Source organism: Bacillus sp. GS3m_15504, assembly GCF_055825275.1.
The window spans coordinates 3,373,102-3,399,243 of record NZ_JBVVNL010000001.1; the positions used below are offsets into that span (position 1 = coordinate 3,373,102).

Here is a 26,142-nt window from a genome sequence, read left to right on the forward strand (position 1 = left end):
TTTCACTGTATCATTTCGTCAATTGATGCCTAAACGCATAAATAACCGCCTGTGTCCGGTCACTTACATTTAGTTTATTTAATATATTACTCACATGTGTCTTTACTGTTTTAAGAGCAATAAACAATTCATCTGCAATCTCTTGATTACTTTTCCCCTCTGCAATTAATAACAAAATTTCAGACTCTCTTTCTGTTAACTCCTCATGCAAAGGCTGTTCTTTCTTCTGGCGCATACGAGACATCATTTTACCAGTAACTTTTGGCTCTAATACCGTTTCTCCATCATAAGTAGCTCGTACAGCATCTGCTATATCACTCGCTCTTGATGTTTTTAATAAATAACTTGTCGCTCCGGCCTCAATAACGGGGTACAATTTCTCATCATCTAAAAAGCTCGTTACAACTACAATTTTCGCTTCTGGCCATTCCTGAATAATAGCACGTGTTGCTTCAACACCATCCATCTCGTCCATGACAAGGTCCATTAAAATAATATCCGGTCTTAATTGCAGTGCTAACTCTGAACCTTTTCTTCCATTTTCAGCTTCTCCAACTACTTCAATATCTGGCTGCGTTGATAAATATGCTGATACACCCATTCGAACCATTTCATGATCATCCACTAGTAATACTTTTATCATGATTCTCCCCCTCTCTCAATCATAATCGGTACTTTTACTTCTATTTGTGTACCTTTATTTGGAAAACTAAGCACTTTTAATGTACCACCAATTTCATGAACTCGCTCTTGCATTGATCTTAATCCGTAAGAACCAGCCTTATTCACTCCTACTTTAAAACCTACACCATCATCAATAATTTTCAATATTGCATATTGCTCAATTTTGCGTAAACGTACTTCCGTTTTCTTTGCTTTCGCATGCCGTAAAGTATTAGACAGCGCCTCTTGTACAATGCGGAATAAGTGATCTTCTACACCTTTTTTTAATTGAATCGGTTCAATTAACCATTCAATTTTCATATGTTGCTTTCTAGACAGTTCTGTTAATAATTCTTCTATACCCTCTGTTAGTTTCTTACCTTCTAACTGCACTGGGCGTAAATGAAGAAGCAATGCTCTCATCTCTGATTGTGCATTTACAACCATATTTTCAACAAGCTGCAACTGCTTTTTCGTCGTTTCTGGAATTTCAGCTACTTGTTCATTAATAGCCGACATCATCATCGACATTGCAAAAAGCTGCTGACTTACAGAATCATGCAGCTCCCTCGCCAATCGATGCCTTTCTTGGGAAATCGCTTCTTGTCTCATCTCTTCATTCCAATGAGCTCGTTCATTCGTTACTTTTTGAAAGAGTCCAGCTTGCTCCTCTAATCGACGAGCCAAAACGATTACTTTTCGTTCCACTTCATGAAATTCATCATCTGCAGTAAACGAAACATCGCTCGGAAAATTCCCACGCTCCACTTCAAATAGAAACGTATTTAACCCTTGTATACGCTGCTCTATATAGTAACCGATTGCATATCCTACAATTCCCCCGATAAGTAAACTTGTAGTCATAATAAACAAGCCAATTGGAACAGAAGCGATGGATTCCTTCCATAATAAATCATACACTTGTTGCTCGCTTTTCCATACATATACAATTGTACAAATGAGTGCGATACTAACTGAGGACAACATAGAATAACGAATATACATCCACGAAATATTTTTTTGTTTCTTCATTATACTTTCCTCACTTCCGTATCGCCTACGACAAGCGAAGAAATAATTTTAATACGACGAGGAGCCTCTTTATACTGCTCTGTTCTAAATGTAACATTACGGTTAAACCCTGTCTCCTCATGACCTGGCAAGAGCACACGTCCGACAATAACAGAATGATTTAAAGACAGTTCAATATCATATGGCACATATAAACGAATATTACCAACGACACCCCGAATAACAATTACCGTCTCCCCTTCAGGAATCATAGCAGTTGTTAAATCTATTTCCACATCACAAGCACCATATTGAACATTAATATCCTCAAGTTCATAAATATGATCCATCATTCGTACATTACCTACAAACATGTTTTTTAAATATGGTTCTGTACGATATATTTGCTTCTCTTCGTCTATAATCCCTTTTTCTTTAATTTCAACCTTCATTGCCTTTTGCTTATGTCCTTGTTGAATCAATTGATAACCAATTAAAGCTAAACAAGCAAATACGACAAGAACAAATGCTGCTGATGAAAATAAGAAGAATAAAAATACGATACCACCAACAAATAAAAATACATTTCCCCGTACATAACGATTCTTTTTACGATAATGTCTTCCAAACATAAGCATAATAAATGCAAAAATAAGACCACCTGGTTCAAAATGTCCAAGTATCATATCAAGAAAAAGACCGAATCCAAATATGATGAGGAGCATCCCCATTAATTGTGTTTTTGAAAAATGCTTCTTCATTTCAGCTCCCCCCTTCTTGTCACATATACATAGAAGAAAAGGCATTGCTTTCCAACACCTTTTCTCCTATCACTATATCATAAGCCTGTTTTATAATATACTACTATTATTTTGTTAACTCTTTCGTTAACGATACATCGTTCTTTTCTTTCATTTCACGCTCAAGTTTTGCAATTTTCATATCAAATGTGTCACGTTCATGCTCATCATTCATACGAGTTTCTAAGTCACGAATATGCTCTTCAATTTCTTCAAAGCGTAAGAATGGATTATTTTCATCCATTTTATGCATCGCAGTATTCATACGACGATTTGCATGTGCCATATTTTCACGTGCCATTAATTCCATACGTTTTGCGTGCATTTCTTTTAATTTATTTTTCATTTCAGAAAGACGACGCTCTAACTCATCAATTTGCTCTACAACACCTGCATACATTTCTTCTAATCGAGTTACTTGCCCTTCATAGTAAGCTACTTCTTCTAATGCACGCTCATGTAGTTGTAATTCGCCTGCTTCTTGAGCGATAAGCGCTTGCTTTGATCTTTTATTTACGAAATAACGAGCTTGCTCAAGTTCACGAGCAAAGTTCGATTTTAATGTTTTATGACGCTGAATTAACTTCTCAATTTTTGTTATTTCACGCTCACTATCGCGTAAATATTGGTTTAACATAGCAATTGGGTTTTTTCTTTCTTTCTCATCTAATACATTATGAAAATCTGCTAAAATTGCATCGCGTACACGTCCGAATAAAGATTGTTTCATTATAATCTTCCTCTCTTCTACTTTATAAATTTAATTTGATTTATTTTTTATTAGTTTTTCATTAACTTGTTCCACTCATCTTCAAAGTTGCTATATGGTTTAGAACTTTCTGGAGCAGAATCAACAACTACATCTTTTTCTTTTTTCCACTCACGGTATCCGTAGTATAAAACTACTAATGCGGCAATACCGATTAATGCTGGGGAATGAGAAAGGGCGATGGACAAGCCGATTAAACCAACAATACCCCAAGCTAACTTTCCAAAAAATGATTGTGCTCGCACAAATGATTTATAGCTCCAGTACACAACTCCTGCTCCAATTGCGAATCCTATAATACCAGCAAGACTGCCAAGAGCAATTAAAGCTAAAATACCAGCCGCGATAAACGCTAGAAATTGTTTCATCTTGTGCTTGCCTCCCTTCGATTTGATACTCTTATCTTAACTATTTTTTCTTTTTTCCATAACGAGCTTAAGAACCGTTTTCAACTCAGACTTAAGACCGAGTTGCATTCAGCCTTTTGTAAAAACATAAGGTAGCATGAGATTATTCACTCTTTTATCGCACAAAAAAAGCCGCACAGAGAACATTCTCTGAACGGCTTTCGTTACTTTTAATAAACTTCATTTTCATTATGCTGTTTTATGATACTCTTTCTTTTCCGTTACTTTAGAAAACCTCGGGAAACCAATTAATATAGAAATGATTCCACATACTCCAACTAAGATCGGATAAAACGCATATGGTAACAATTCAATTGGAGATAACGCCGCAAATCCTGCTGCTGTTAACATTTGTGCACCATACGGAATTAATCCTTGCACACAGCATGAGAAAAGATCTAATACACTCGCTGATTTACGAGGATCAATTTCATATTGATCTGCAATGTTTTTTGCAAGTGGACCTGTAAAGATAATAGAAATCGTATTATTTGCTGTACACATATTCGTCATCCCTACTAAACCAGCGATACCGAACTCTGCTCCTTTTTTAGAACGAATGTTACGCGTTAAAAGATTCATTAAATATTGAATACCACCATTATATTGGATCAATTCAACCATACCGCCAATTAAAATAGCGAGTAATACTAACTCCATCATGCCGCCCATTCCAGTCGTTACACTTTTAAAGAAGCTCTCTAACGTGTAACTTCCATCTAAAAGACCGATAACCCCAGATAGTACAGTTCCACCAGTTAATACAATCAGTACATTCCAACCAAGTAGCGCTGTAATAAGTACTCCTGCATACGGTAAAATCTTTATCAAGTCAAAGCTATGCGCTTTAACTTGCGTGTCGCTTCCTAAAGTAAGAATTACTAATAGTACAATTGTAATAATAGCCGCTGGTAATACAATTAAAAAGTTCGTTTTAAACTTATCTTTCATTTCTGTTCCTTGTGAACGTACAGCTGCGATTGTTGTATCTGAAATAAATGATAAATTATCACCAAACATCGCCCCGCCAACAACGGTAGCCATGGCAAGCGCAATGGAGATATCAGTTTGCCCACTAATACCTACAGCAATCGGTGCTAATGCGGCAATTGTTCCCATTGAAGTTCCCATTGCTAATGAAATAAATGCCCCTATAACAAAAATCCCAGCTATAATAAATCCTTGCGGTAAAATTGATAACGCTAAGTTAACTGTAGAATCAACGCCGCCCATCCCTTTTGCCGTTTCAGAAAATGCTCCTGCAAGTACAAAGATTAGAACCATAATCATAATATCTGGGTTTCCTGCACCTTTAGCAAATCTTTCTACTTTGACATGAAAGCTTTCTTTACGATTCATCGCTAAAGCGACTCCTACAGCAATTGAAATTGCTACAAGTATCGGCAATTTATAGAAATCACCTGTAATAATTCCAGAACCTATAAATAGCGCCAAAAATATCCCAAGTGGTAATAAAGCCAAACCATTTCCTCTCGTTTCTTTCAAAGTACCATCTCTCCCTAGTTTCAACCTTTTTTCTAATGAATAACAAAAGACCTCTTCCAACGAGAAGAGGTCTTATACATCTATAAGAAACGCTCTTCTCATCTTTCAAGCACATGCTTGCTGGATTTGGCACAGCACTCTAAAATCGAGTCCGCTGCCGAGGCATCGTAGGGCCAGTCCCTCCGCCTCTCTTTATAAGAAGGTTTCATATTTATTTTTTAATAATAATTTCTTCCCTAACTTTACTCGCTTACAAAACAAAAGTCAATTATTTTTTGTATAGATTTTTTTGGTAATTATACAAAAATTTGAATACAATAATCATTTTAACTTTTTGATTTCTTCTTCCAATATTGAAATCCAATAAAATTCACTATTTTTTATTGCAGCTATAATCCACTTTGTAGTGTACCAAGCTAACTCATACTCTTCTTTTGTAACATCGCCACTTTTATAAGCATCCTCTAACTCATCTTCATCCAATACATACATTTTACCATTCGGTAATAATACTACATCTAAATATAAATCATCAAAATACGGTAAACCACGGTCGTCTATTTCATATTCTTTCGCCACATCGATATAATATTGCACTAATGTTTTCTGATTATCTAACATAGCGGTAATCGCAAAGTTTTTCCCATCTATGAAATACTGAATCCACGTATACTGATTACAAGCAATACAAAGTTCCTTACCATCATATTCTTTATAACTAGGTTCTCTCACCTTTTTTATTTCCAGTATTCCTAGCATTCCCTCTTCTATCTGCTTAACCGTATAATTCCTTTCTATTAGTCGCTTCCACGAAGAACCGTCACCATATTTACGTTTCATTACGTCCGCTTCCCTTCTATATAGAAAAGCCCTCACATATTATGTGAGAGCTTTTTTCAAATTATAATTAAGCTGCTTGCTTATTAGAAATTTCTTTCAAATAAGCTTGTCCTTTTTCAGCGTCATATTGACCTTCCCACTTAGACATAACTACAGCTGCTAAAGAGTTACCTACAACGTTAACTGCTGTACGAGCCATATCTAAAATACGGTCAATACCGGCGATGAATGCTAAACCTTCAGGTGGAATACCTACTGTACCAAGTGTCGCTAATAATACAACGAATGATACGCCCGGTACACCTGCGATACCTTTTGATGTAACCATTAATACAAGTAATAATGTAATTTGTTGTGTAATAGATAAATCAATACCGTACATTTGCGCTAAGAAAATAGCTGCAATTGCTTGATATAAAGTTGATCCATCTAAGTTAAATGAATAACCTGTCGGAATAACGAAAGATGTAATTGCTTTCGGACAACCGAACTTCTCCATTTTCTCCATAATTTTCGGTAAAACTGTTTCTGAACTTGCTGTTGAATACGCTAAGATCAGCTCGTCTTTTAAAATTTTAAAGAATTGGAAAATGTTAATTCCAAATATTTTCGCTGTAAGTCCTAAGACAACTACAACGAAGAAAATCATTGCCCCGTATACTACAATTAATAATTTCCCTAACGGAATTAATGAAGCTAAACCGAATGTAGATACTGTAACACCAATTAATGCGAATACACCAAATGGTGCAAATTTCATAACTTGGTTCGTTACGTAAAACATTGCATCAGCTACACCTTGGAAAAATTGAAGAACCGGTCTTCCTCTTTCACCAATTGCTGCTACGCCTAAACCAAATAATACTGAGAAGAAGATAATAGCAAGCATATCTCCGTCAGCTAATGACTTCATAATGTTCGTTGGAACAATATTTACAAATGTATCTGCAAATGAATGACTTTGTACTTGCTCTGTCGTATGCGTATATTTCGAAATGTCTGTCTTTGTTAACTGCTCCATATTTACGCCTTTTCCCGGTTGGAAAATATTAGCGATTAATAGACCGACAATAATTGCAATTGTTGTAATAATTTCAAAGTAAATAATTGTTTTTCCGCCTAGTCGGCCTAATTTTTTAACATCGCCAACACCAGCAACCCCAACAACAATACTTGCTACAACAATCGGTACAACGATCATTTTAATTAATCGGATGAAAATATCACCAATTGGTTGTAAATATTTCACAACCGCTGGATTATCAAAGAAAATCGCCCCAACTGCAATACCAAGCGCAAGTCCTATTAATATTTGCCATGCAAGTCCTATTCTTTTCATACTTGTTGTAACCCCCTCTTCGATGTGTCACTCTACCTTTCATTCTATCTCTATAAAACTTGAAATTAAGAGTATTACATATTATTCGACAATTCACTACATTTTGTCCCTGTTAAAAATCATAAATCAAAATTTAAAATCTGACAACAAAATAACTTTTCCCGAACGCAAATAATTTTCTTGACAAAAACAAAACCCATGTTAGAAAACCTCACATGAGAACGATTCCTCACCAGTATTTTATTGGATTCCTAACTAATATTTCACTACATAAAACAAAATCGTTTTTCCCTTTATTTTACAAAAAAATCTAAAAATAAATCCTTGTTACACAAATATAAAAAATGCATCAACAGTGAAATTTATCGTCGAAAGATGATAAATTCCGACAAAACTTAGCAATTTTATAAAATTTTCTTTACATTATGGTTACAACGATAGACACTCTTCTTCTTATGATATATAACATTCATAGGGAAAGGAGCCAGACAACCATGAAAAAGAAATTTGCAGCGTTCAGCGTTTTAGCAGCAGGAACAATTTTTGTTTCTCCATTACTATCACCCGCATACGCTGAAACGAATCAAGATAAATTATCTAATATTCAATCTGAATTAGAAGGAAAACAAAATGACTTACAAAATAAATCAGCCGAGAAAGAACAAATAGAAAAGGAAATTCAAGAATTACAAAAGAAAATCGACGATTTAACTACTTCTATTAATAAAAACGAGGCTGAATTAAACGATACAAAAAAAGAAATTAGTAAAACACAACAAGTAATCGCTGAAAAAAAGAAACATATAGAGCAATTACAAACAAACATAGATACACGCCAGGAAGTTATTAAGCAACGTTTGCAATCTATGCAAGAAAAACCTCGCACAAATATTATTACAGAGGTATTAACAACTTCTACAAACATCGCTGATCTTGTTGATAATATGTACTCTGTAAGTTTAATTTTAAACAACGATACCGATATCGTGAAAAAACAAACAACTGACCAAAATGCTGTAACGAAAGAAAAAGAGGCGGTTGAGAAAAAAGAGCAAGAATTAAAAGAAGCTGAACAGAAATTAGTTCACAAACAACAAGAGTTGCAAACGAATCAGCAACAGCAGCAAACCTTTATTAGCGATCTACATACGAAAGTAGCAAAAGTAGATTCAGAGATTGAAGGATTAGAAGAATCTAAAGGTATTTTAGAAAATCAGCGTCAAGCTGTTCAAAAAGCAATTGAAGAAGAAAAACGTGCAGAAGAAGCTCGTAAAGCTGAGGAAGCCCGTAAGGCAGAAGAAGCTCGTAAACAAGCTACTACATCTGCTCAAAAAGCTCAAGCAGCTCCAACACCACACGATACAAATATTGGCGGCTTTATTAAACCAGCAGCCGGATCAAAAACTTCTGGGTTTGGCGTGCGTTCTATAGATAACCATAAAGGAATCGATATCGCAGCTTCAGGAACCGTTCCAATTATTGCCGCTGCAGATGGCGTTGTTATTCGCTCAGAATTATCTTCTAGTTATGGAAATGTTGTGTACTTATCTCACCGTATTAACGGAAAAACATACACAACAGTATATGCTCATATGAGTAGCCGTTCTGTATCAAATGGACAAACTGTAAAACAAGGAACACAACTTGGATTTATGGGGAACACTGGTCAATCATACGGACAGCATTTACACTTCGAACTTCACCTTGGAGAATGGAACGTCGGCAAGACAAACGCAGTTGATCCATCTCCTTATATCGGATTATAAAAAAAACTCGGTGCATACCGAGTTTTTTATTTCCCCCGTGAAATATAGACTACAACTAACTACCTATATTTTACGGGGGAATCATATAAATACACAATTACAGCGAAAAATAGAAGAAGCTAGAGAAATTTACATTTGGCGATTCAGCGTTATTTTTAATCAGATTATTCCTTGCAATCATCACAGCTTATAAAGCATATAATCACTCATTAAATACACCTACCACATAATAAAAAGACGGAGCTTTCTCCGTCTTTTTATTATGCAAACATTTTAAATACGCCTATCGCATTTAAAAATACAATAATTACAGTTACTGGAATAACATAACGAAGCAAGAAGAACCAAATATTAAATAATGTTTTTCCTTTCGTTTCCGTAACTTCTAATTCTTTCATTAACATTTCTTTACTCATTTTATTTGGTACGAATAGCGAAATGGCTAGTACTCCGAGTGGCAATAATACATTACTTACCACAAAATCGACGAAATCAAAGAATGTCTTCCCAAATATTTTCACATCACTCATAATGCCAAACGATAATGCTGACGGAATTCCGACTGCAAAAATAAGAATACCGATTAATAATGATGCTGACGGACGTTTTTTCTCATTATCTTTCGCAACAGATGCTACTACAATTTCAAGCATGGAAATCGCAGATGTTAATGTTGCAAAGAAGAATAAAACTAAAAACATAATGAAGAAAAATTGTCCAAATGGTATTTTCGCAAATACTGCTGGAAGGACGATAAACAGTAGTCCTGGTCCTTCAGTCGGCTTAACGCCTAATGCGAAAATCGCCGGGAAAATTGCTAATCCTGCAAGTACTGTAATAAAAACAGTTAAACTTACAATAGATGTTGCTGATTTCGCTAAATGTTCTTCTTTCTTCAAATATGAACTATACGTTACCATTACTGAGGCACCTACTGTGAGCGAGAAGAAAGATTGTCCCATCGCGTATAAAACCGTATCTGCTGTTAGTTTTGAAAAATCAGGTTTTAAAAAGAACTCTACTCCTGCAAAAGCACCATCAAGTGTTAATGCACGAACAATGATCGCAATAAATAAAATAAATAATAGCGGCATCATATACTTACTTGCTTTTTCTATCCCTTTCTCTACACCTTTACTTACAACAAAAATCGTACAAAGCATAAAGATAAATTGTGCTCCAATCGCACTTAGCGGATTTGAAATCGTTTCATTAAACAATTTTCCGTAATCAACAACACCATTCCAGAAGCTTCCTGTAATACTATAGTATAAATACAGTAAAATCCATCCACCTACAACACTATAAAAAGATAGTACACTAAAACAAGTAACAACTCCCATACGACCAATCCAAGGATATAACTTGCTATTTGGCACCAATACTTTATACGCTGTAACTGCCTCTTTTTGCGTACTACGTCCAATAACAAATTCAGCTAATAGAAGCGGCATACCTATAAATAAAGTTAATAGTAAAAATACAAGGAAGAATGCGCCTCCCCCGCCATTACCTGCAACATATGGAAATTTCCATATCGCACCAAGACCTACTGCGGCTCCGGCTGCTGCGAGTACAAATCCTATTTTCGACGTCCATTGCTGTGTTTCTTTCATCATAAATTCCCCTTTTCTGAATATTTAAACTTTTGTTAATTATACACTTTCATTTCATACTCGCACACCTCCTTTAGAAAATAAAAAAGTCCCCTACACGCAAATATGCATGTAGAGGACGATATATGTAATGTTAATACCGTGGTACCACCTCAATTGGATTGATAAATCCCACTTGTTCAAGTACAGGAAAAACTCCGATACTCTATCCTTTTAACGGCGGAACCCGGGTTGCCTACTACAATGTTCAACATACCTCTCGCAAGCCCATTCTGTATATTTTATCGTACCGGGCTCACACCTTCCCCCAGCTCTCTGAACGTATCAAATATACATACTCTTCTTGCTCATCGATTTCATCTATTGAAGTTACTTGTGATTATAAATTATATTCTTATAGTTGTAAAGTACAATTTATTCATCATCCTATATGAACTCTTCTCTCTAATTCTTGTAAAAACAATTCTCTTTTTTGTTCATTTTGAACATATATTGACTTCAATACCTCTTGCAACAATATATTTCTCTCTCTTTTCTCTATTTGTAATTCTTTTACCTTTATTCTAACTTCGTATAAAAAATCAAGATATGATTCATACGCCTCATCATATTTATTTGCGATATCATCTCGAATTTTTTTTGCAAGTTTCGGACTCGCTCCCCCGGTAGAAACAGCTATATTAAGTAGCCCACGATGAAACGCCGCCGGAAAATGAACATTTCCACTTTCCGGATTCGTAATAACATTTACCAGCTGATTTTCTGCCGTATCTTCAGCAACCTTTTCGTTCAATACGGCATCACTACTCGCTGCTACAACTAAAAAAGCACCATTAATATCACTTTTTTCATATTCTCTTTGATACCAACGAATTTTCTTTTCTTCTACAAGTTTCACTAAATTCGCATCCAATTCAGGACTTACCACAACTATATCTGCACCTTGTTTTAGCAAAGGAATAATTTTAAATCCCGCAACTTTCCCTCCACCAATGACAACAACACGTTTCTTCTCAACTCGCACTGTAAGTGGATACATATTGATCTCCCTTCAATAATTTCTTCGTTTTCTGAATTAACATATACTGAAACGCTTCATTCTTTCCTAAATACGGACTTATTTTTATCTCATCTAGCTCATATTGGCGCACTTCTTTTTCAATATGTTTCATAAGTAAACCTGTAAATAACAAGTAAGGCAGCACAACGATATTCTTTTCTTTTCGTTCTACAACTTCCTTTAACTTCTCCTCAAATTTCGGCTCGGCAGCCGCTAAGTAACAAACTTCTACTTTCTTAATCTTCTCTTCCTTTTGAAATAAAGAAGCAATCCAGTTTATATCTCTTAATACTTCAGGATCACTGCTCCCTCTTGCAACGAGAAGTAACGTCACTTCATTCTTATTTTCCTGTTCAATGCCACTTCCGTTATACACTGATTTTATAAGTGCTTCTGATACGCCAAATGGATTACCATAGGTCACTTTAATACTTGGATATTGATTATTTAACTTTTCCAATTCAAACGGAATATCTTTTTTTACATGACCTGCTGCTAATAAAAAAACTGGAATAACGATAATCTCTGTAGCACCACGCTTCACACATGTACGGAACCCTTCATCAATAGTTGGACTCGCTAACTCTAAAAAACAAATTTCTTGAATACTTGCCTCTACACGGTTCATACATGACGTAATAAATGCAACCGCTTCTTCTTTAGCTGCTTTCAAGCGACTTCCATGACATATATATAAGATGGCTTTCATTTTATAACACTCCACTTACTTGATACGTACTTTCTGTCTGCTTTTCAAACCAATGGATTTTTTCTCTAAAACGGACGACTTCTCCAATTACAATCATGCTCGGATTTTGAATTTGTTCTTTTTTCGCAACATCTACAATTGTCCCTAACGTCCCAACAACTGTGCGCTGCATAGATGTAGTTCCCCGCTCAATAATAGCGGCAGGCGTACTTTTATCTTTTCCATGCTTCATCAGTTGTTCACATATATAGGGTAAATTGCTAACCCCCATATATACCGCTAAAGTCTCTACACCTTTCGCTAAATTTCCCCATTTCACTTCCTCTGCAGCATCTTCTTTTCGATGCCCTGTCACAATAGCAAAGCTTGCACTTGCATCACGATGTGTCACTGGAATACCCGCATAAGCTGGTGCAGCTATTCCAGCTGAAATACCAGGAACAATTTCAAATGGTACACCTTGCTTTGCTAACGCTTCGGCCTCTTCTCCCCCTCTACCAAATACAAATGGATCCCCACCCTTAAGTCTCGTTACAATTTTTCCTTTTTTCGCATATTTAATAAGAAACGTGTTAATTGTCTCTTGCTTCATCGTGTGATAATTTGGTAGTTTTCCGCAATAAATTAAATCCGCTTCAGGCTTTGCATAGGAAAGCAATTCTTTATTTACAAGACGGTCGTACAAAATAACATCTGCCTTCTCAATACATTTCAATCCTTTCACAGTAATTAAATCTGGATCCCCAGGGCCCGCCCCAACGATATATACTTTTCCCATCATCTCTCCTCATTTCTACTATTAAAGTGAAACTTCCATCCTTATATATGAATGGAAGTTTTCATTTCTTCATATTTCAATGTTCCTTACTCATGAATAACAAAGGCCGCGCTTTTTCGAATCTTCTTTTTTTCAAATAAAGCAATCTCCTTTACCTCTGGTAACGGTAAAAAATGTTTTTCAAGCTCAATCTCCGCCATCTTAAATGCCTTTTCTTCACTTTCAGCAACAACAACAATTGGAACAATACTATTCTCTAATACAGCTTCAAATCGATATAAATCCATATTGCCCCTCCTAAGACGCTATTACTTCTTCTAACACGTTATTTAACGCTATTTGTAATGTCTCTACACCAACGCGGCCTACGAAATCATAAAACGTTTCAGCCGGTAATTTATTTTCTTTGAAATAACTTATAAATGATGCGAGTACATCAGGTAGATCCTCACCATCTATTTTTCCTTTTAACTTTTGATTATAAGCACCACCATCTAACAACGTTCCACCTACATATATTTCAAATGCTTCAACAATCCCTTTTTCCTTCGTTTTCATTTTCACACCTTGTAATCCAATGTCCGCAATTTGACGTTGACCACACGAATTCGGACATCCTACCATATGAATACGAACCGGAACATCGAGTGCAATTTGTGTATCTAAGTATTCGGCAATTTTTCGTAATCTTTCTTTCGTTTCTACTAAAGCAAGATTGCAATATTCAATACCAGTACAAGAAACCGCGTGACCAATAAACGATTTCGGATTCGCTGATATCGCTTCAAACAACGGCTCAGTTAGTAAGCCCGTTACATTTTCCGGCGGAACATTCGGAATAATGAAGTTTTGCGAATTACATGTACGAATTTGTCCATTTCCATATTGTTTTGCAATTCTTGCAATCTCAAACATTTCTTCTGCATGTAGGCGCCCTACCGGCACATTAAAACCTACATATTTTAGTCCCTCTTGTTTTTGATCTTGGACACCATAAAAGTATCCCGCATTCCAGCCTTTGAGAGCACTTTCCCCTTTACTTTGTAATGGTCCTGTATACTCTATTAGTTTCTCTTTAAACTTCTCTGCTCCCCAGTCTGCAACAAGAAATTTCAAACGAGCTAAATGACGTTTTTCGCGATATCCAAAATCACGGAATATCGTAGCAATCGCAATCGCTACCGCCTTCACTTCTTCTGGTAAAACGAATACATCTAATTCATCAGCTAAATACGGACGAGCTGATAACCCACCACCTACTTTTATATGAAAACCAACTTTTTTCTCACCATCTATCTCTTTCGTAGCAGGTGTAAATGCAACACAGTTAATCTCTGCATTTGCTGCGTTATAAATGTTAGAACTAATAGACATTTTAAATTTACGTGGTAAGTTAGAAAACTCTTCATTATGTTGGAAGTAGTCATATACCTCTTTCACAATATGCGTTGTATCAAATAATTCATTTGCATCAATACCAGCAAGTGGATTTCCTGTAATATTACGCGTTATATCACCACACGCTCCAGCTGAAGATAACCCAACTCTTGCTAATCTTTTAAAAATATCTGGAATTTGATGAATTTCTAACCAATGAAACTGAATCGCCTGTCTTGTCGTAATATCGATTACGTCACGTCCATAATCCTCAGCGATAGAAGCAAGCACTTCTGCCTGTGCATTCGTAATAATCCCAGAAGGAATATTTACGCGCATCATAAAATAACCAGCTTCTTTCGGTCTTTGTAAATACAACCCTGCCCATTTGAATGCGTCCCACTCTTCTTTCGGAATAGATTCGAAGCCATTCTCTGCATAGTAAGGAATATCATTAAAGATTTCCAATCCATCTTTTTTTAATTTATTTTTCTCAGTTTGATTTAATTTTTCATTGTTAGCCCATACTTTTTCATAACTCATTTTTTATCCCCCTATATCAAACTACGCTCTTGTAAGTACTTCACGATTTGTTCTGCACATTCTTCAATAGAATACTTATGCGTTTCTACAATTAATTCCGCTTTCTCTGGTTCCTCATACGGTGAATCGATACCTGTAAACTCTTTAATATCACCTTTTCTTGCTTTTTTATAAAGCCCTTTCGGATCACGTTTCTCACACTCTTCAATTGGACATTTTACAAACACTTCTATAAATTCATCTACAGCTAATAGATCCCTAACTTGTTTTCGGTCGACTCGAAACGGTGAAATAAACGCTGTAAGAACAACGGCTCCTTGATCTACAAATAGCTTCGCCACCTCGCCAATCCGTCTTATATTTTCCATACGATCACTTTCAGAGAACCCTAAGTCTTTATTTAAACCGTGGCGTATATTATCTCCATCAAGTACATAGTTTCCAATATTCTTTTCAAATAGTTTACGAGCAACCGCGTTCGCTACTGTAGATTTACCCGAAGCTGATAAACCAGTAAACCAAATTACAAAACTATGATGCCCATTCTTCACTCTTCTCTCATCTTTTGAAACAGAAGCTGTATGCCAAGTAATATTCGTATCCATCTCATTCTCTCCCTATTCTGTTACTACTTCTTTTTTCAAACCTTTAATTAGTACCTCTACTACCTCTTTACGACTAAATGTACTTGGCGGAATCTCACCGTTTCGTAATAGTTCTCTTACTTTCGTACCCGATAAAATAACATGATCTTCTTTTCCGTGCGGGCATGTTTTTGTCGAAGCCATTGCTTCACATTTCGTACAGTAAAAACTATGCTCAAAAAATAACGGTGTAATCCCTAACTCTTCCACTGTAAAGTTTGTAAAAATTTCTTGCGCTTCATAAGTTCCGTAATAATCTCCTACCCCAGCATGATCGCGCCCTACGATAAAGTGGGTACATCCAAAATTCTTTCTAACTAATGCATGGAATATTGCTTCCCTCGGTCCTGCGTAACGCATTGCCGCAGGAAATACACTTAAAAAGACACGATCTTTCGGATAATAGCTTTGAAGTAATACTTCATAGCTTTCCATCCTTACATCAGCTGGAATATCGTCCGATTTTGTTTCCCCAACGAGCGGATTTAAAAAGAGTCCATCTACAATTTCAAGAGCAGATTTTTGAATGTATTCATGGGCACGATGCACCGGGTTCCTCGTTTGAAATCCTACTACTGTTTTCCAACCACGTTTTTTAAATTCTTCTCTCGTTTCAATTGGGTCTAAATGATAAGAAGGAAACGGATTATTTTCAAAGCGTTTCGTAAGAACAATAGCCCCACCGACATAAACGTTCGGTCGTTCATATAATTTTTTCACTCCCGGATGAGCCTCATCCGTCGTTTTATATACTAGTAACGCTTCTTTTTCCTTATCAGGCACAAAAATATCTTCTATTTGAATGACACCATATACATTTCCACCGTTAACAAGCTTTACTTCCTCTCCAGATTTTAGACTCTTTGCCACTTCTTCTGTTACTGGTAATGTAATTGGTATACTCCAAACGCTCCCATTATCTAAACGAAGCGTTTCTACAACTGAATCATAATCTTTCTTTCCTAAAAAACCAGTAAGCGGGCTATATCCCCCTGTCGCTAATAGTTCTAAATCACTTAACGCAATGTTATCTAGCCCAATTTCTTTTTCAATTTGTGATATGTCATATGTCTCGTCTACAAGGTTTACCAATTCGTTTACTGTACTCATTTTCTATATCTCCTCTTTGTTTTATTTCAAGATTCATCTTATTGATAATGAAGACCACATTCAGTTTTCACTTTCCCAGCCCATCTACCATCTCTCGAATCGCCACCCTCTCCTACAGGCAACGTACACTTCTCACACCCAATACTTGGATATCCAATATCATGTAATGGGTTATACGGCAAGCTATGCTTGTATACATATCGCCATACTTCTTTCCACGTCCAATGAATGAGCGGACAAACTTTAATAGATTGAAAACGATGATCTTGATTTATAAACTTTGTATGCTTACGCGTTTCTGATTGTTCTCTCCTCAACCCTGATATCCACGCTTTTTCATTCGCTAATGATTCTTCTAACGGTAAAATTTTTCTAATCTTACAACAGAGATTAGGATTGCTTTCCCATAGCTTGTCACCATGCAATTTGTCTTGTTCATCAAGTGTAAGTTTTGGCTGTTTTTCTATAATATTCAATGAAGGAAATCGTTCCCGCACTTTTTGAATTAATTCATACGTTTCTTGAAAATGTACGTTTGTATCCAAAAATACAACTTTAGCAGATGGATTTACTTGGTTAATAAGATGCAGTAGTACCATCCCTTCCACTCCGAAGCTACATGCGTATACAATTTCACTTTTATATTCTTTATACGCCCAACTTAATACTGATAGCGCGCCTTTCGTTTCATCTTCTTCTGAAAATGAAACATCATTTTCTTCCCACGTTTCATACGTCAACATGTTTTTTCCCCCTGTAAAAGCAAAAAGACGGTTTTAACCTAATGAAATAGGTTAAAACCGCCTCTAGTTTTTCTAGTCAGCGCTTTTTACTTTAAACGTACTTTTTCACTTTTCTCTAGTTGAATGACTTTTCCATCTTGTACAACAATTGTAATTGAACCATATTTCATATCAGCAAGCATCGCTTGAATTCTCTCAGATACTTCCTCAAAATGTTCCCGTACGCTCACGCGAACAGCCCCCCTTTTTATTCATAAAAAAAATCTTTCCCATTTCGAAAAGACTGTTCGGTAATATATTTTACCTTATCTTTCAAAATGGATTCCATTTTGCTGGATTTAGCACCTTGCTTTCTATAAGCAGGTTGCCGAGCTTCGCCGGGCCAGTTCCCTCCGCTTCTCTTGATAAGCTTTGTATTTGTATTTTATCACAATTCTGATTTTTTTCAATCCTAGTTTTCCGATATATTTTAATTATTTTATTTTACAAAAAAGGAATTGCCCATCCGAACAACTCCTTTTCCTCTCTTAAACAAGTTCTTTAATACGTATGCGATCGTTCCCAATAATATTTTCATATGTTTCGCGCTCTACAACAATTTGTGATGTACCACCTTTCACAAAGACGACAGCTGGTCTACGAATCCGATTATAATTATTCGCCATCGAGTACCCGTATGCCCCTGTACAAGAAATCGCTAGTAAATCGGCAGAAGCAACTTTCGGTAAAGTAATATCCCAAATTAACATATCTCCGCTCTCACAACATTTGCCTGCAATCGAAACAGTCTCCTCATTCTCATCATTCCCTCGATTTGCTAACATTGCTTCATAACGAGCGTTATATAAAGCAGGTCTTAAATTATCAGTCATTCCACCATCCACTGATACATATTTCCGAATACCAGGAATGTCTTTCACAGATCCGACTGTATAAATTGTCGTTCCAGCATCACCTACAATGCTACGACCTGGCTCAACCCATATTTCTGGCAATGGATAATTACATACTGTAAATTGTTCTCTCACTGCACTTGTTACAGCTCGCACGTATGTCTCAAGAGTTAATGGTGTATCTGACTCTGTGTAGCGTATTCCAAATCCTCCGCCCACATTTAGCACTTTTACTACATAGTTTGTTCGCTCTCTCACTTCTTCTAAAAATTGATGAAGAACTTCAATCGCTCGCACAAAGCCAGCCGTTTCAAATATTTGTGATCCGATATGTGAATGAATCCCTAACACGTTATAATTTGATTTTTGTAAAGCAAGCTCAATCGCCTGCATCGCTTGACCATTTGACACGCCAAATCCAAATTTCGAATCATCTTGACCTGTTGTAATATATTCATGTGTGTGCGCCTCTACTCCAGGTGTTACACGAATTAATATGTTCACAAATTTCCCATTTTGCACTGCTAAATCATGCAAAATTTCTAATTCCAAGAAATTATCTACAACAAAACAACCAATATTCGCCTGAAGAGCCATCACGATTTCTTCTTCTGTTTTATTATTGCCGTGAAAATGAATGCGTGATGCCGGAAATCCTGCTTGAAGCGCAGTATATAATTCCCCTCCAGAAACAACGTCTAATGACATATTCTCTTCACGAGCTACTCGGCACATCTCCATGCACAAGAACGCCTTGCTTGCATATGCTACTTGATAAGAGAACCCACTTTCTTTAAAAGCACGATGAAATGCGCGGCACTTTCCTCGAATTGACTCTTCATCGTATACATAAAGCGGTGTTCCGTATTGTTTTGCTAGCTGCGTCGTATCGCACCCTCCAATTTCTAAGTGTCCTTGCCCATTGATTCGGCTTGTGCCGTGTAAATACATTTGAATTCCTCCCTTATTTCCTCTAAAACTCATAACCCCAATCCTCTATTCATTGCAGCACGCTTTTAGATAGACAAAAAACGCGCGGAACAATGTTCACACGCGTTTCTTATTAGGAAAAATATATATTGAAAAAATAAACGAGTTGTTATCTCCTCAAAATAAGAAACCGCATCAACATCTCCAAATAGCTCTCCATAAAATAAATCTTATGACAGTACTACATTTATTCAATGCAGTCCCAATATATGAATAAGATGGTTATTCTTATATTTCGGCAATAGTCCCTTTCAACCTATGATCACAGATTCCATTAAATCTCCCATAGCTTACTCTTTCCTATCGCGGCCTCTACCTTTGAGAGTAGATGAGGTAAGTCTATTTAATTTTCAAACATCTAATTGTTGCTATTAACAATACCAAAGGACCATTTTATTTGTCAAACAATTTTTCATATTATTTTTTTGCAGTTTAGTTTCGTATCATTTGGTAAGCGCTTTACTAAAACCTTCGTCACTTCCCATTCGCCTTCGTCGTTATTAAATGTAATTGTTACCTTCTCAAATGGTGGAGCAATTTTCCCAGCGACTCGTTCATACTTTGTCACTTCAATACTCGCTTGAAATAAATATGTACCGCTATACACTTTTTTTAAACTAATAATTTTAGGACATTGATACGGCTTCAAGCTCCCATATTGTTTTTCAATCGCTTTATTTATTTTCGGGAATAACACAGAATAAAGGGCATCTTCCATAAGAGGTGCCTCATATTGAGCTACCGACACACTCGGTGAAGCAAAAAGTATAACACTACTGCATACTATAAAATATAATAATTTTCGCATTATAACCTCCGTATTGTTACACAATTCTTTCTGCGCACGATAATAATCATACATAGAAACTCCATTTTATTGTCTCCTACTGTCCTTTTTCTACTCAATTATTATAAAAAAGTCCACAACTCTCTTTTATTTTCGTATAATGATACTCATAGTATAATAAACATAATAACAAAGGACTGTTCGTATATACAAAATGAGGCGTTAATCAAATCGGCTCACAAGAACTGTCATGCTTTTTAGGAGAGGAGTATATTATGCTACAACGTCTGTTTCCAAAACTGCGATTTGCACTCGTTGCGGTCGTTTTACTATGGATAAAAACATATATTGTGTACAAGCTAGCATTTGATATTAAAATTGATAATTTCTTTGAAGAATTTATGCTTTTTATGAATCCACTAGCTGCGTTACTTTTATTTTTCGGTTTTGCTTTATTTGCATCTAAACACCGAAACCGCATTATAGTTGGAATTAGTTTTATACTATCATTCATTTTATTTGGAAATGCAATGTTTTATGGATTTTATAACGATTTCGTTACGTTCCCGGTGTTATTTCAAACAAATAATATGGCTGATTTAGGGACAAGTATAAAAGAACTCTTTACGTACAAAACATTACTTTTATTTGCAGATGCGATTATTTTAATGTTTCTTTCACGTAAATTCCCGGCATTTTGTGACAAGACACCACTTTCTCGCTCTGAAAAGCGAACTTTCTTTAGCGGTGTAACAGCTCTATTGGCACTACAAATTGCTGTTTCTGTTATTTATAAACCACAAATGTTCTCACGCTCATTTGACCGTCAAACTGTCGTGAAAAATTTAGGTTTATACACATATCATCTATTTGATATTACACTGCAATCAAAATCTTCAGCTGAACGTGTATTTGCAAGTGGGGACGGGTTCTCTGAAATTAAAAACTATACAGACTCAAAAGATAAGCAAGTTGATAAGAACTTATTTGGAGCTGCAAAAGGTAAAAATGTCATTTTGATTTCAATGGAATCTACGCAAAGTTTTGTTATTAATAAAAAAATAAATGGAAAAGAAATTACTCCATTTTTAAACGAATTTATTAAAGATAGTTTTTATTTCGATAACTTCTATCATCAAACAGGACAAGGTAAAACTTCTGATGCTGAATTTATCGTTGAAAATTCACTTTATCCGTTAGACCGCGGTTCTGTATTCTTTACTCACGCAACAAATGAATATACAGCTACACCAGAACAATTAAAAAAATACGGATATTCTTCTGCTGTCTTCCATTCAAATGATAAAGCGTTTTGGAATCGGGATGTAATGTATCCTGCACTTGGATATGATCGTTACTTTAATTTAAATGATTACGTAGGCACAGAACAAATGTCAGTCGGTTGGGGATTAAAAGATAAGGAGTTCTTTGAACAATCTATTCCAAAGTTAAAATCTTTACCACAGCCGTTCTATACAAAATTCATTACTTTAACAAATCATTTTCCATTTCTTCTAAATCCAGAAGATCAATATGTTGATGAGTTTAATTCGGAAAGTGGCGTTGTAAACCGTTACTTCCCAACCGTTCGTTATACGGATGAAGCTCTTAAACAATTTATTAAACAATTAAAAGCAGAAGGACTGTATGACAACTCTGTTATTGTCATTTACGGAGATCATTACGGTATTTCTGAAAACCATAACGCAGCTATGGCTCAGTTCCTTGGGAAAGACGCTATTACACCATTTGATTCTATGCAATTACAACGCGTCCCTCTCATTATTCATGTACCTGGCCAAGAAGGAAAAGTCATTTCTAAAGTGTCTGGTCAAATTGATATTAAACCAACGCTACTTCATTTACTTGGTATTAAAACAAATAAATCAGTTGAATTTGGAACTGACCTATTTATTAAAGAAGAAGATCCACTTATGGTAATGCGTGATGGTAGCTTCGTTTCGGAAGATTATGTGTATACAAAAAACATGTGCTATAAAAGAAGTACGGGCGAAGAAGCAAACATCTCATTATGTCAACCGAATATTGAAAAAGCAAAAACTGAATTAAAACTCTCCGACAAACTCATTTATGGAGATTTATTACGTTTCGATCCTACGAATCAGTATAAAACCGGAACGATGACAACGAAATTTGAATAGTAAAAGAAGCAACTTTATAAAAGTTGCTTCTTTTTTTACTTGTTTTTCAAATCATTCTTCTATGAAATCTTTCACAAATTGGGAATTTCTTTCGTATGAGGAATAAATTTATGGTATGATAAAATAAGTAAACTTTCATACACTAATTAAGAATTTATTACAGAAAGCAAGGGATCAGATTTTGTATAGAGCAGCTATTCCAAACTTATTTACGCTCGGAAATTTATATAGTGGATTCTTGTCAATCGGCTATGCATCTTTAGGATATTATAAATCAGCTGCTATTTTAGTACTTATCGGGATGATGTTAGATAGTCTTGATGGGCGTGTTGCTCGTTTATTACGTGTTGATTCACAAATGGGAAAAGAGCTTGACTCGCTTGCGGATGTCGTAACATTTGGTGCAGCACCTGCTGTTCTTATGTATTACACATCTTTCTCTAATTATGGAATCATCGGACTATACATAGCGGGGCTATTCCCTCTTTTCGGAGCATATCGTTTAGCACGATTTAATGTAACACCATCTTCTACTTCAATGAAATATTTCACTGGGGTACCGATTACAGCAGCGGGAGGGCTTGTTGCTTTCTTAACATTATTTTCACATACCATTCCAAAAATCGTTCTTATTACAGTATTTGTAACGTTCGCATTTTTAATGGTGAGCCGCATTCGTATCCCAAGTTTAAAAGATGTACCAATTCCACGATATAGCATCATTATTACACTATTTTTAGTTGGAATCATTATCACAATGTATCAAACAGGGTTCGGTAATTTTTCTGTTTTCTTATTCATTGCTATTCCACTATATATTTTGTACATGCTATCTCAATTCCTTAGACAAAGACCATCAAAAAGAGCAAATAAAGAAAAATAAAAAGAAACCTTCCGGAACTGGAAGGTTTCTTTTTATTTTGTAACGAATACTTTTTGATTTACAGGTGTTACAGGTTCTTCACCCTTTAATACAGCTAAAATATTTCTTACTGCCATTTCAGCCATCGCATCACGCGTTTCAAATGTTGCATTTCCTACGTGAGGAGCAAGTACTACATTCTTTAATCCTTTTAACTCTTCAGTAATTTTCGGCTCAAATTCAAACACGTCAAGAGCTGCTCCTTCAATTTCATTCGTTTTTAACGCATGAGCAAGTGCCGCTTCGTGCATAATTGGTCCACGTGAAGCATTTACAATATACGCTGTTTTCTTCATCATTTTAAACTGCTCTTCATCAATCATATGATGCAATTTCGGATTATACGCACAGTTAATTGTAATAAAGTCTGCTGTTTGTAATAACTCTTCCAATGTTACATATGTTGCTTCCAGTTCACTTTCAGCTTCAGGTTTTCGATTTGGTCCTGTATATAAAATATTCATTCCAAATGCTTTCGCACGTTTTGCAACTGCCTTTCCGATTTCTCCAAGGCCAATAATTCCAATTGTTTTACCATGTACTTCTCGGCCTAAGAAAAATAACGGTGCCCATCCGTTAAATCCCGTTGTACGACATAGCGTATCACCTTCAGGAATTCTACGTGCAGCTGCTAAAAGAAGTGCAAATGTTAATTCTGCTGTCGCTTCCGTTGATACTTTCGGTGTATTCGTTACCGCAATCCCTTTTTCTCCAGCATACGTGTAATCAATATTATCGTAACCAGCACCGTAGTTTGCAACAATCTTCAAACTAGGTGCCGCATCAATCACTTCTTTTGTCACCTTTGTAGAAAGTAGGCTTAGCAATGCATCTTTGTCTTTTACACGCTCTGTTAATTCATCTAAAGAAATTAACTCCTCTTTATCATACATTTCCACATCATGATCTTTTAATAGTTCTAATCCGATTTCGGGAATTTTTCCTGCTACTAATATTTTTGCCACTATACTAACACCTCTTCTATACAAAATAGGATATCTCTTATCTTTCATTGTAAGAAATCCACATATAAAAACCAAGGAATTTGATTATAGTTTTAAAAATCGACACTTTTCCATGAAAAAAGAGGAGATGCAAGTCTCCCCTCTTTTTACGCTTTTTCTTGCGATGCTTTTCCGAGTTTCACATCAATTGTTCCTTCTGCAACTGTATCGCTAATTTGCTCCTCAATAACTGACTGAGCAGTATTCGTTGTTTCAGAAGTATACGATTGTTGCTGTACACCTTGTACATTTTGTTTATTTTGTTGTTTCGCCATTTCTTACCCTCCTTTTTATTCTTTCTTATTTTGAACAAAAAGAACGGTTTTCATCAAAAAATCGTGATCATTTTGAAATTGTTACTTCTTCTAGTAATCTCATCGTTCTGACTCGTTTCGTAAATGTAGCTAAGTGAGAAATATTATGATTACGTAACGTTTTTACATTCTCTTCCACATATTTTCCTAAATCGTTTGGATAATGAGCATCTGAAGAAAGTGTAATCGGAACTTCGTGTTTAGCTAATACTTGTAAATAGAGCGGACTCGGGCACATTTCGCGCACAGGATAACGATAATACAACCCCGCATTTATTTCCGTTGCCGTATTTGTTTCTACTAATGCACGCGCAATTTCCTTGTAATAAGAAAGTTGTTCATTCTCATCTAACCGATAATTAAATACTTTTATGTTGTCAAGATGAGCAATAATATCAAATAACTCAGAACGAACTGCGAACTCAACCGTTTTGAAAAACGTATCATATAAAGCGTATAAATCATGTTCCTTGAAATATTCTTTCATATCTGGATTATCAAATCCCCAGCCATTTAAAAAATGAACAGAACCAATTACATAATCAAAGTCTCCTAATGCGAGTAAAGATTGTAATTCTTGTTCACCACCAATAAAGTAATCCGCTTCAATCCCAAGTTTAAGCGTAACACCTCTTTTACTCCATCGTTCTTTCGCCTCTTCAATTGCCTTTGTAAAATCATGTAGTGACGCTACCCTTACTTGATCTAACCATTCCTTCTGTAAACGACCAAGTCTCGAATCACTAATATCAACATATCTTTCATAGTATTCTTTCGCTTCATAAAAACGGTATAAATGATCGACAATCCCAACTTCTTTTATACCTTTTCGCACAGCTTCTTCTAAATATAAATCAATCCATTTCGTTGTAAACGGCCCTTCTTTCACACGTCTTTGCAGCCGTTCTTGTGTTTTCACAAGCCATTCCATAGAATGTTTTGCTTCTTTAAGCGGTTCATAATGTTGCATTGCTTCATTTATTTTAGCTAGCCACCCTATTGAATATGGTCCTTCTTCTAAATGAATGTGATAATCCACTTTCATACATATTCCCCCTATAATGTATCTATTTCTCTTCTGTCCCCTACTCTCGAAAGCTTCCCATTTCTTTCTGTCACTTCCTCCATAATATCTTCTAATGGTATATTTTTTTCGGCTAATAACACGAAGCAGTGATACAATACATCAACCATTTCTTTCACCAGCTCTTCTTTATCATTATTTTTAGATGCGATAATTACTTCCGTGCATTCCTCACCAATTTTCTTTAAAATTTTATCTTCTCCTTTTGAAAACAAGTAATTTGTATATGATTCAGGAAGTGGATTTCTCTTTCGTTCTTCAATTGTTTCGAATAGTAATTTGAAGGTATTTTCCATATGTATCCC

General features: G+C 35.8%; 27 protein-coding genes, 3 riboswitches and 1 other annotated feature. Of the genes, 3 read left to right on the forward strand and 24 right to left on the reverse strand.

All coding sequences use genetic code 11. The features are described from left to right. Positions 1 to 10: 10 nt before the first annotated feature. From AC0L0O_RS17705 to gltP, 8 genes are all read right to left on the reverse strand, one after another. Entirely contained in the window at positions 11 to 643 is a 633-nt protein-coding gene (locus AC0L0O_RS17705; RefSeq protein ID WP_000598709.1) for a response regulator, read from the reverse strand. Then, the gene (locus AC0L0O_RS17710) at positions 640 to 1,695 is read right to left on the reverse strand and encodes a sensor histidine kinase (protein ID WP_000744337.1); all 1,056 of its coding nucleotides are present in this window, start codon (positions 1,693 to 1,695) and stop codon (positions 640 to 642) included. The genes AC0L0O_RS17705 and AC0L0O_RS17710 overlap by 4 nt, the downstream gene beginning before the upstream one ends. Continuing rightward, a complete protein-coding gene (gene liaF / locus AC0L0O_RS17715) occupies positions 1,695 to 2,435 on the reverse strand; it encodes a cell wall-active antibiotics response protein LiaF (RefSeq protein ID WP_000716089.1) in 741 nt (246 codons plus the stop codon). The genes AC0L0O_RS17710 and liaF overlap by 1 nt, the downstream gene beginning before the upstream one ends. A gap of 106 nt (positions 2,436 to 2,541) precedes the next feature. Then, a complete protein-coding gene (locus tag AC0L0O_RS17720; RefSeq protein WP_000814145.1) occupies positions 2,542 to 3,204 on the reverse strand; it encodes a PspA/IM30 family protein in 663 nt (220 codons plus the stop codon). Positions 3,205 to 3,254: 50 nt separating this feature from the next. Beyond that, positions 3,255 to 3,611: a lmo0954 family membrane protein gene (locus AC0L0O_RS17725; protein ID WP_000808632.1), complete on the reverse strand. Its 357-nt coding sequence runs from the start codon at positions 3,609 to 3,611 to the stop codon at positions 3,255 to 3,257. Positions 3,612 to 3,839: 228 nt separating this feature from the next. Then, positions 3,840 to 5,156: a Na+/H+ antiporter NhaC family protein gene (locus tag AC0L0O_RS17730; RefSeq protein WP_000665474.1), complete on the reverse strand. Its 1,317-nt coding sequence runs from the start codon at positions 5,154 to 5,156 to the stop codon at positions 3,840 to 3,842. Between the two features lie 95 nt (positions 5,157 to 5,251). Further along, positions 5,252 to 5,357: riboswitch (SAM riboswitch) on the reverse strand. Positions 5,358 to 5,477: 120 nt separating this feature from the next. Further along, positions 5,478 to 5,996 (reverse strand): ribonuclease FAU-1 family protein, encoded by a 519-nt coding sequence (locus tag AC0L0O_RS17735; RefSeq protein WP_000824675.1) that lies wholly within the window; start codon positions 5,994 to 5,996, stop codon positions 5,478 to 5,480. Positions 5,997 to 6,063: 67 nt separating this feature from the next. Next, entirely contained in the window at positions 6,064 to 7,335 is a 1,272-nt protein-coding gene (gene gltP / locus AC0L0O_RS17740; protein ID WP_000821127.1) for a glutamate/aspartate:proton symporter GltP, read from the reverse strand. Positions 7,336 to 7,829: 494 nt separating this feature from the next. Here gltP and AC0L0O_RS17745 point away from each other — a divergent pair, with 494 nt between their 5' ends. Next, complete coding sequence (locus tag AC0L0O_RS17745; RefSeq protein WP_000726093.1) at positions 7,830 to 9,101, forward strand: murein hydrolase activator EnvC family protein; 1,272 nt, start codon at positions 7,830 to 7,832, stop codon at positions 9,099 to 9,101. 260 nt (positions 9,102 to 9,361) lie between these two features. Here the strand turns inward: AC0L0O_RS17745 and AC0L0O_RS17750 are convergent, their stop codons facing one another. From AC0L0O_RS17750 to AC0L0O_RS17805, 12 genes are all read right to left on the reverse strand, one after another. Then, positions 9,362 to 10,717: a sodium-dependent transporter gene (locus AC0L0O_RS17750; RefSeq protein WP_000665445.1), complete on the reverse strand. Its 1,356-nt coding sequence runs from the start codon at positions 10,715 to 10,717 to the stop codon at positions 9,362 to 9,364. Between the two features lie 111 nt (positions 10,718 to 10,828). Next, positions 10,829 to 11,077: a binding site (T-box leader), on the reverse strand. Between the two features lie 61 nt (positions 11,078 to 11,138). Then, positions 11,139 to 11,756, reverse strand: coding sequence for an NAD(P)-binding protein (locus tag AC0L0O_RS17755; RefSeq protein ID WP_000283347.1), 618 nt, complete (start codon positions 11,754 to 11,756; stop codon positions 11,139 to 11,141). Then, the gene (locus AC0L0O_RS17760; RefSeq protein ID WP_000644354.1) at positions 11,731 to 12,486 is read right to left on the reverse strand and encodes a sirohydrochlorin chelatase; all 756 of its coding nucleotides are present in this window, start codon (positions 12,484 to 12,486) and stop codon (positions 11,731 to 11,733) included. Before AC0L0O_RS17760 ends, AC0L0O_RS17755 begins: the two co-directional genes overlap by 26 nt. Position 12,487: 1 nt before the next feature. Further along, positions 12,488 to 13,264 carry a uroporphyrinogen-III C-methyltransferase gene (gene cobA, locus AC0L0O_RS17765; RefSeq protein WP_000521268.1) on the reverse strand — a complete coding sequence of 259 codons (777 nt, stop codon included), beginning with the start codon at positions 13,262 to 13,264 and terminating at the stop codon, positions 12,488 to 12,490. An 86-nt stretch (positions 13,265 to 13,350) separates the two neighbouring features. Next, positions 13,351 to 13,551 (reverse strand): DUF3906 family protein, encoded by a 201-nt coding sequence (locus tag AC0L0O_RS17770; RefSeq protein ID WP_000366909.1) that lies wholly within the window; start codon positions 13,549 to 13,551, stop codon positions 13,351 to 13,353. Positions 13,552 to 13,561: 10 nt separating this feature from the next. Next, the gene (locus AC0L0O_RS17775) at positions 13,562 to 15,184 is read right to left on the reverse strand and encodes a nitrite/sulfite reductase (protein ID WP_000119642.1); all 1,623 of its coding nucleotides are present in this window, start codon (positions 15,182 to 15,184) and stop codon (positions 13,562 to 13,564) included. 11 nt (positions 15,185 to 15,195) lie between these two features. Next, positions 15,196 to 15,789, reverse strand: coding sequence for an adenylyl-sulfate kinase (cysC, locus tag AC0L0O_RS17780; RefSeq protein WP_000380503.1), 594 nt, complete (start codon positions 15,787 to 15,789; stop codon positions 15,196 to 15,198). 12 nt (positions 15,790 to 15,801) lie between these two features. Continuing rightward, complete coding sequence (gene sat, locus AC0L0O_RS17785) at positions 15,802 to 16,938, reverse strand: sulfate adenylyltransferase (protein ID WP_000108775.1); 1,137 nt, start codon at positions 16,936 to 16,938, stop codon at positions 15,802 to 15,804. A gap of 38 nt (positions 16,939 to 16,976) precedes the next feature. Then, positions 16,977 to 17,681, reverse strand: coding sequence for a phosphoadenylyl-sulfate reductase (gene cysH, locus AC0L0O_RS17790; protein ID WP_000958992.1), 705 nt, complete (start codon positions 17,679 to 17,681; stop codon positions 16,977 to 16,979). 86 nt (positions 17,682 to 17,767) lie between these two features. Next, a complete protein-coding gene (locus AC0L0O_RS17795) occupies positions 17,768 to 17,911 on the reverse strand; it encodes a YezD family protein (protein ID WP_000116165.1) in 144 nt (47 codons plus the stop codon). A 72-nt stretch (positions 17,912 to 17,983) separates the two neighbouring features. Next, positions 17,984 to 18,092: riboswitch (SAM riboswitch) on the reverse strand. Positions 18,093 to 18,208: 116 nt separating this feature from the next. After that, positions 18,209 to 19,525 (reverse strand): diaminopimelate decarboxylase, encoded by a 1,317-nt coding sequence (gene lysA / locus AC0L0O_RS17800; protein WP_000280666.1) that lies wholly within the window; start codon positions 19,523 to 19,525, stop codon positions 18,209 to 18,211. Positions 19,526 to 19,705: 180 nt separating this feature from the next. After that, a riboswitch (Lysine riboswitch) is annotated at positions 19,706 to 19,887 on the reverse strand. A gap of 89 nt (positions 19,888 to 19,976) precedes the next feature. Further along, positions 19,977 to 20,372, reverse strand: a complete 396-nt coding sequence (locus tag AC0L0O_RS17805; RefSeq protein WP_001228839.1) for a DUF3888 domain-containing protein — start codon at positions 20,370 to 20,372, stop codon at positions 19,977 to 19,979. Between the two features lie 254 nt (positions 20,373 to 20,626). Here AC0L0O_RS17805 and AC0L0O_RS17810 point away from each other — a divergent pair, with 254 nt between their 5' ends. Both AC0L0O_RS17810 and pssA read left to right on the forward strand, forming a co-directional pair. Beyond that, on the forward strand, positions 20,627 to 22,513 hold the full coding sequence (locus AC0L0O_RS17810; RefSeq protein ID WP_131371104.1) for an LTA synthase family protein: 1,887 nt from the start codon (positions 20,627 to 20,629) through the stop codon (positions 22,511 to 22,513). 181 nt (positions 22,514 to 22,694) lie between these two features. Next, on the forward strand, positions 22,695 to 23,396 hold the full coding sequence (pssA, locus tag AC0L0O_RS17815; RefSeq protein WP_000285422.1) for a CDP-diacylglycerol--serine O-phosphatidyltransferase: 702 nt from the start codon (positions 22,695 to 22,697) through the stop codon (positions 23,394 to 23,396). Positions 23,397 to 23,428: 32 nt separating this feature from the next. On the opposite strand, the gene AC0L0O_RS17820 is transcribed toward pssA, so the two are convergent. From AC0L0O_RS17820 to hisI, 4 genes are all read right to left on the reverse strand, one after another. After that, entirely contained in the window at positions 23,429 to 24,400 is a 972-nt protein-coding gene (locus tag AC0L0O_RS17820) for a 2-hydroxyacid dehydrogenase family protein (RefSeq protein ID WP_001062845.1), read from the reverse strand. 146 nt (positions 24,401 to 24,546) lie between these two features. Continuing rightward, the gene (locus AC0L0O_RS17825) at positions 24,547 to 24,714 is read right to left on the reverse strand and encodes a YozQ family protein (RefSeq protein ID WP_001118888.1); all 168 of its coding nucleotides are present in this window, start codon (positions 24,712 to 24,714) and stop codon (positions 24,547 to 24,549) included. Between the two features lie 67 nt (positions 24,715 to 24,781). After that, the gene (locus AC0L0O_RS17830; protein WP_473785901.1) at positions 24,782 to 25,798 is read right to left on the reverse strand and encodes a histidinol phosphate phosphatase domain-containing protein; all 1,017 of its coding nucleotides are present in this window, start codon (positions 25,796 to 25,798) and stop codon (positions 24,782 to 24,784) included. Positions 25,799 to 25,809: 11 nt separating this feature from the next. Beyond that, positions 25,810 to 26,133 (reverse strand): phosphoribosyl-ATP pyrophosphatase, encoded by a 324-nt coding sequence (gene hisI, locus AC0L0O_RS17835; RefSeq protein WP_000432051.1) that lies wholly within the window; start codon positions 26,131 to 26,133, stop codon positions 25,810 to 25,812. Positions 26,134 to 26,142: the final 9 nt, after the last annotated feature.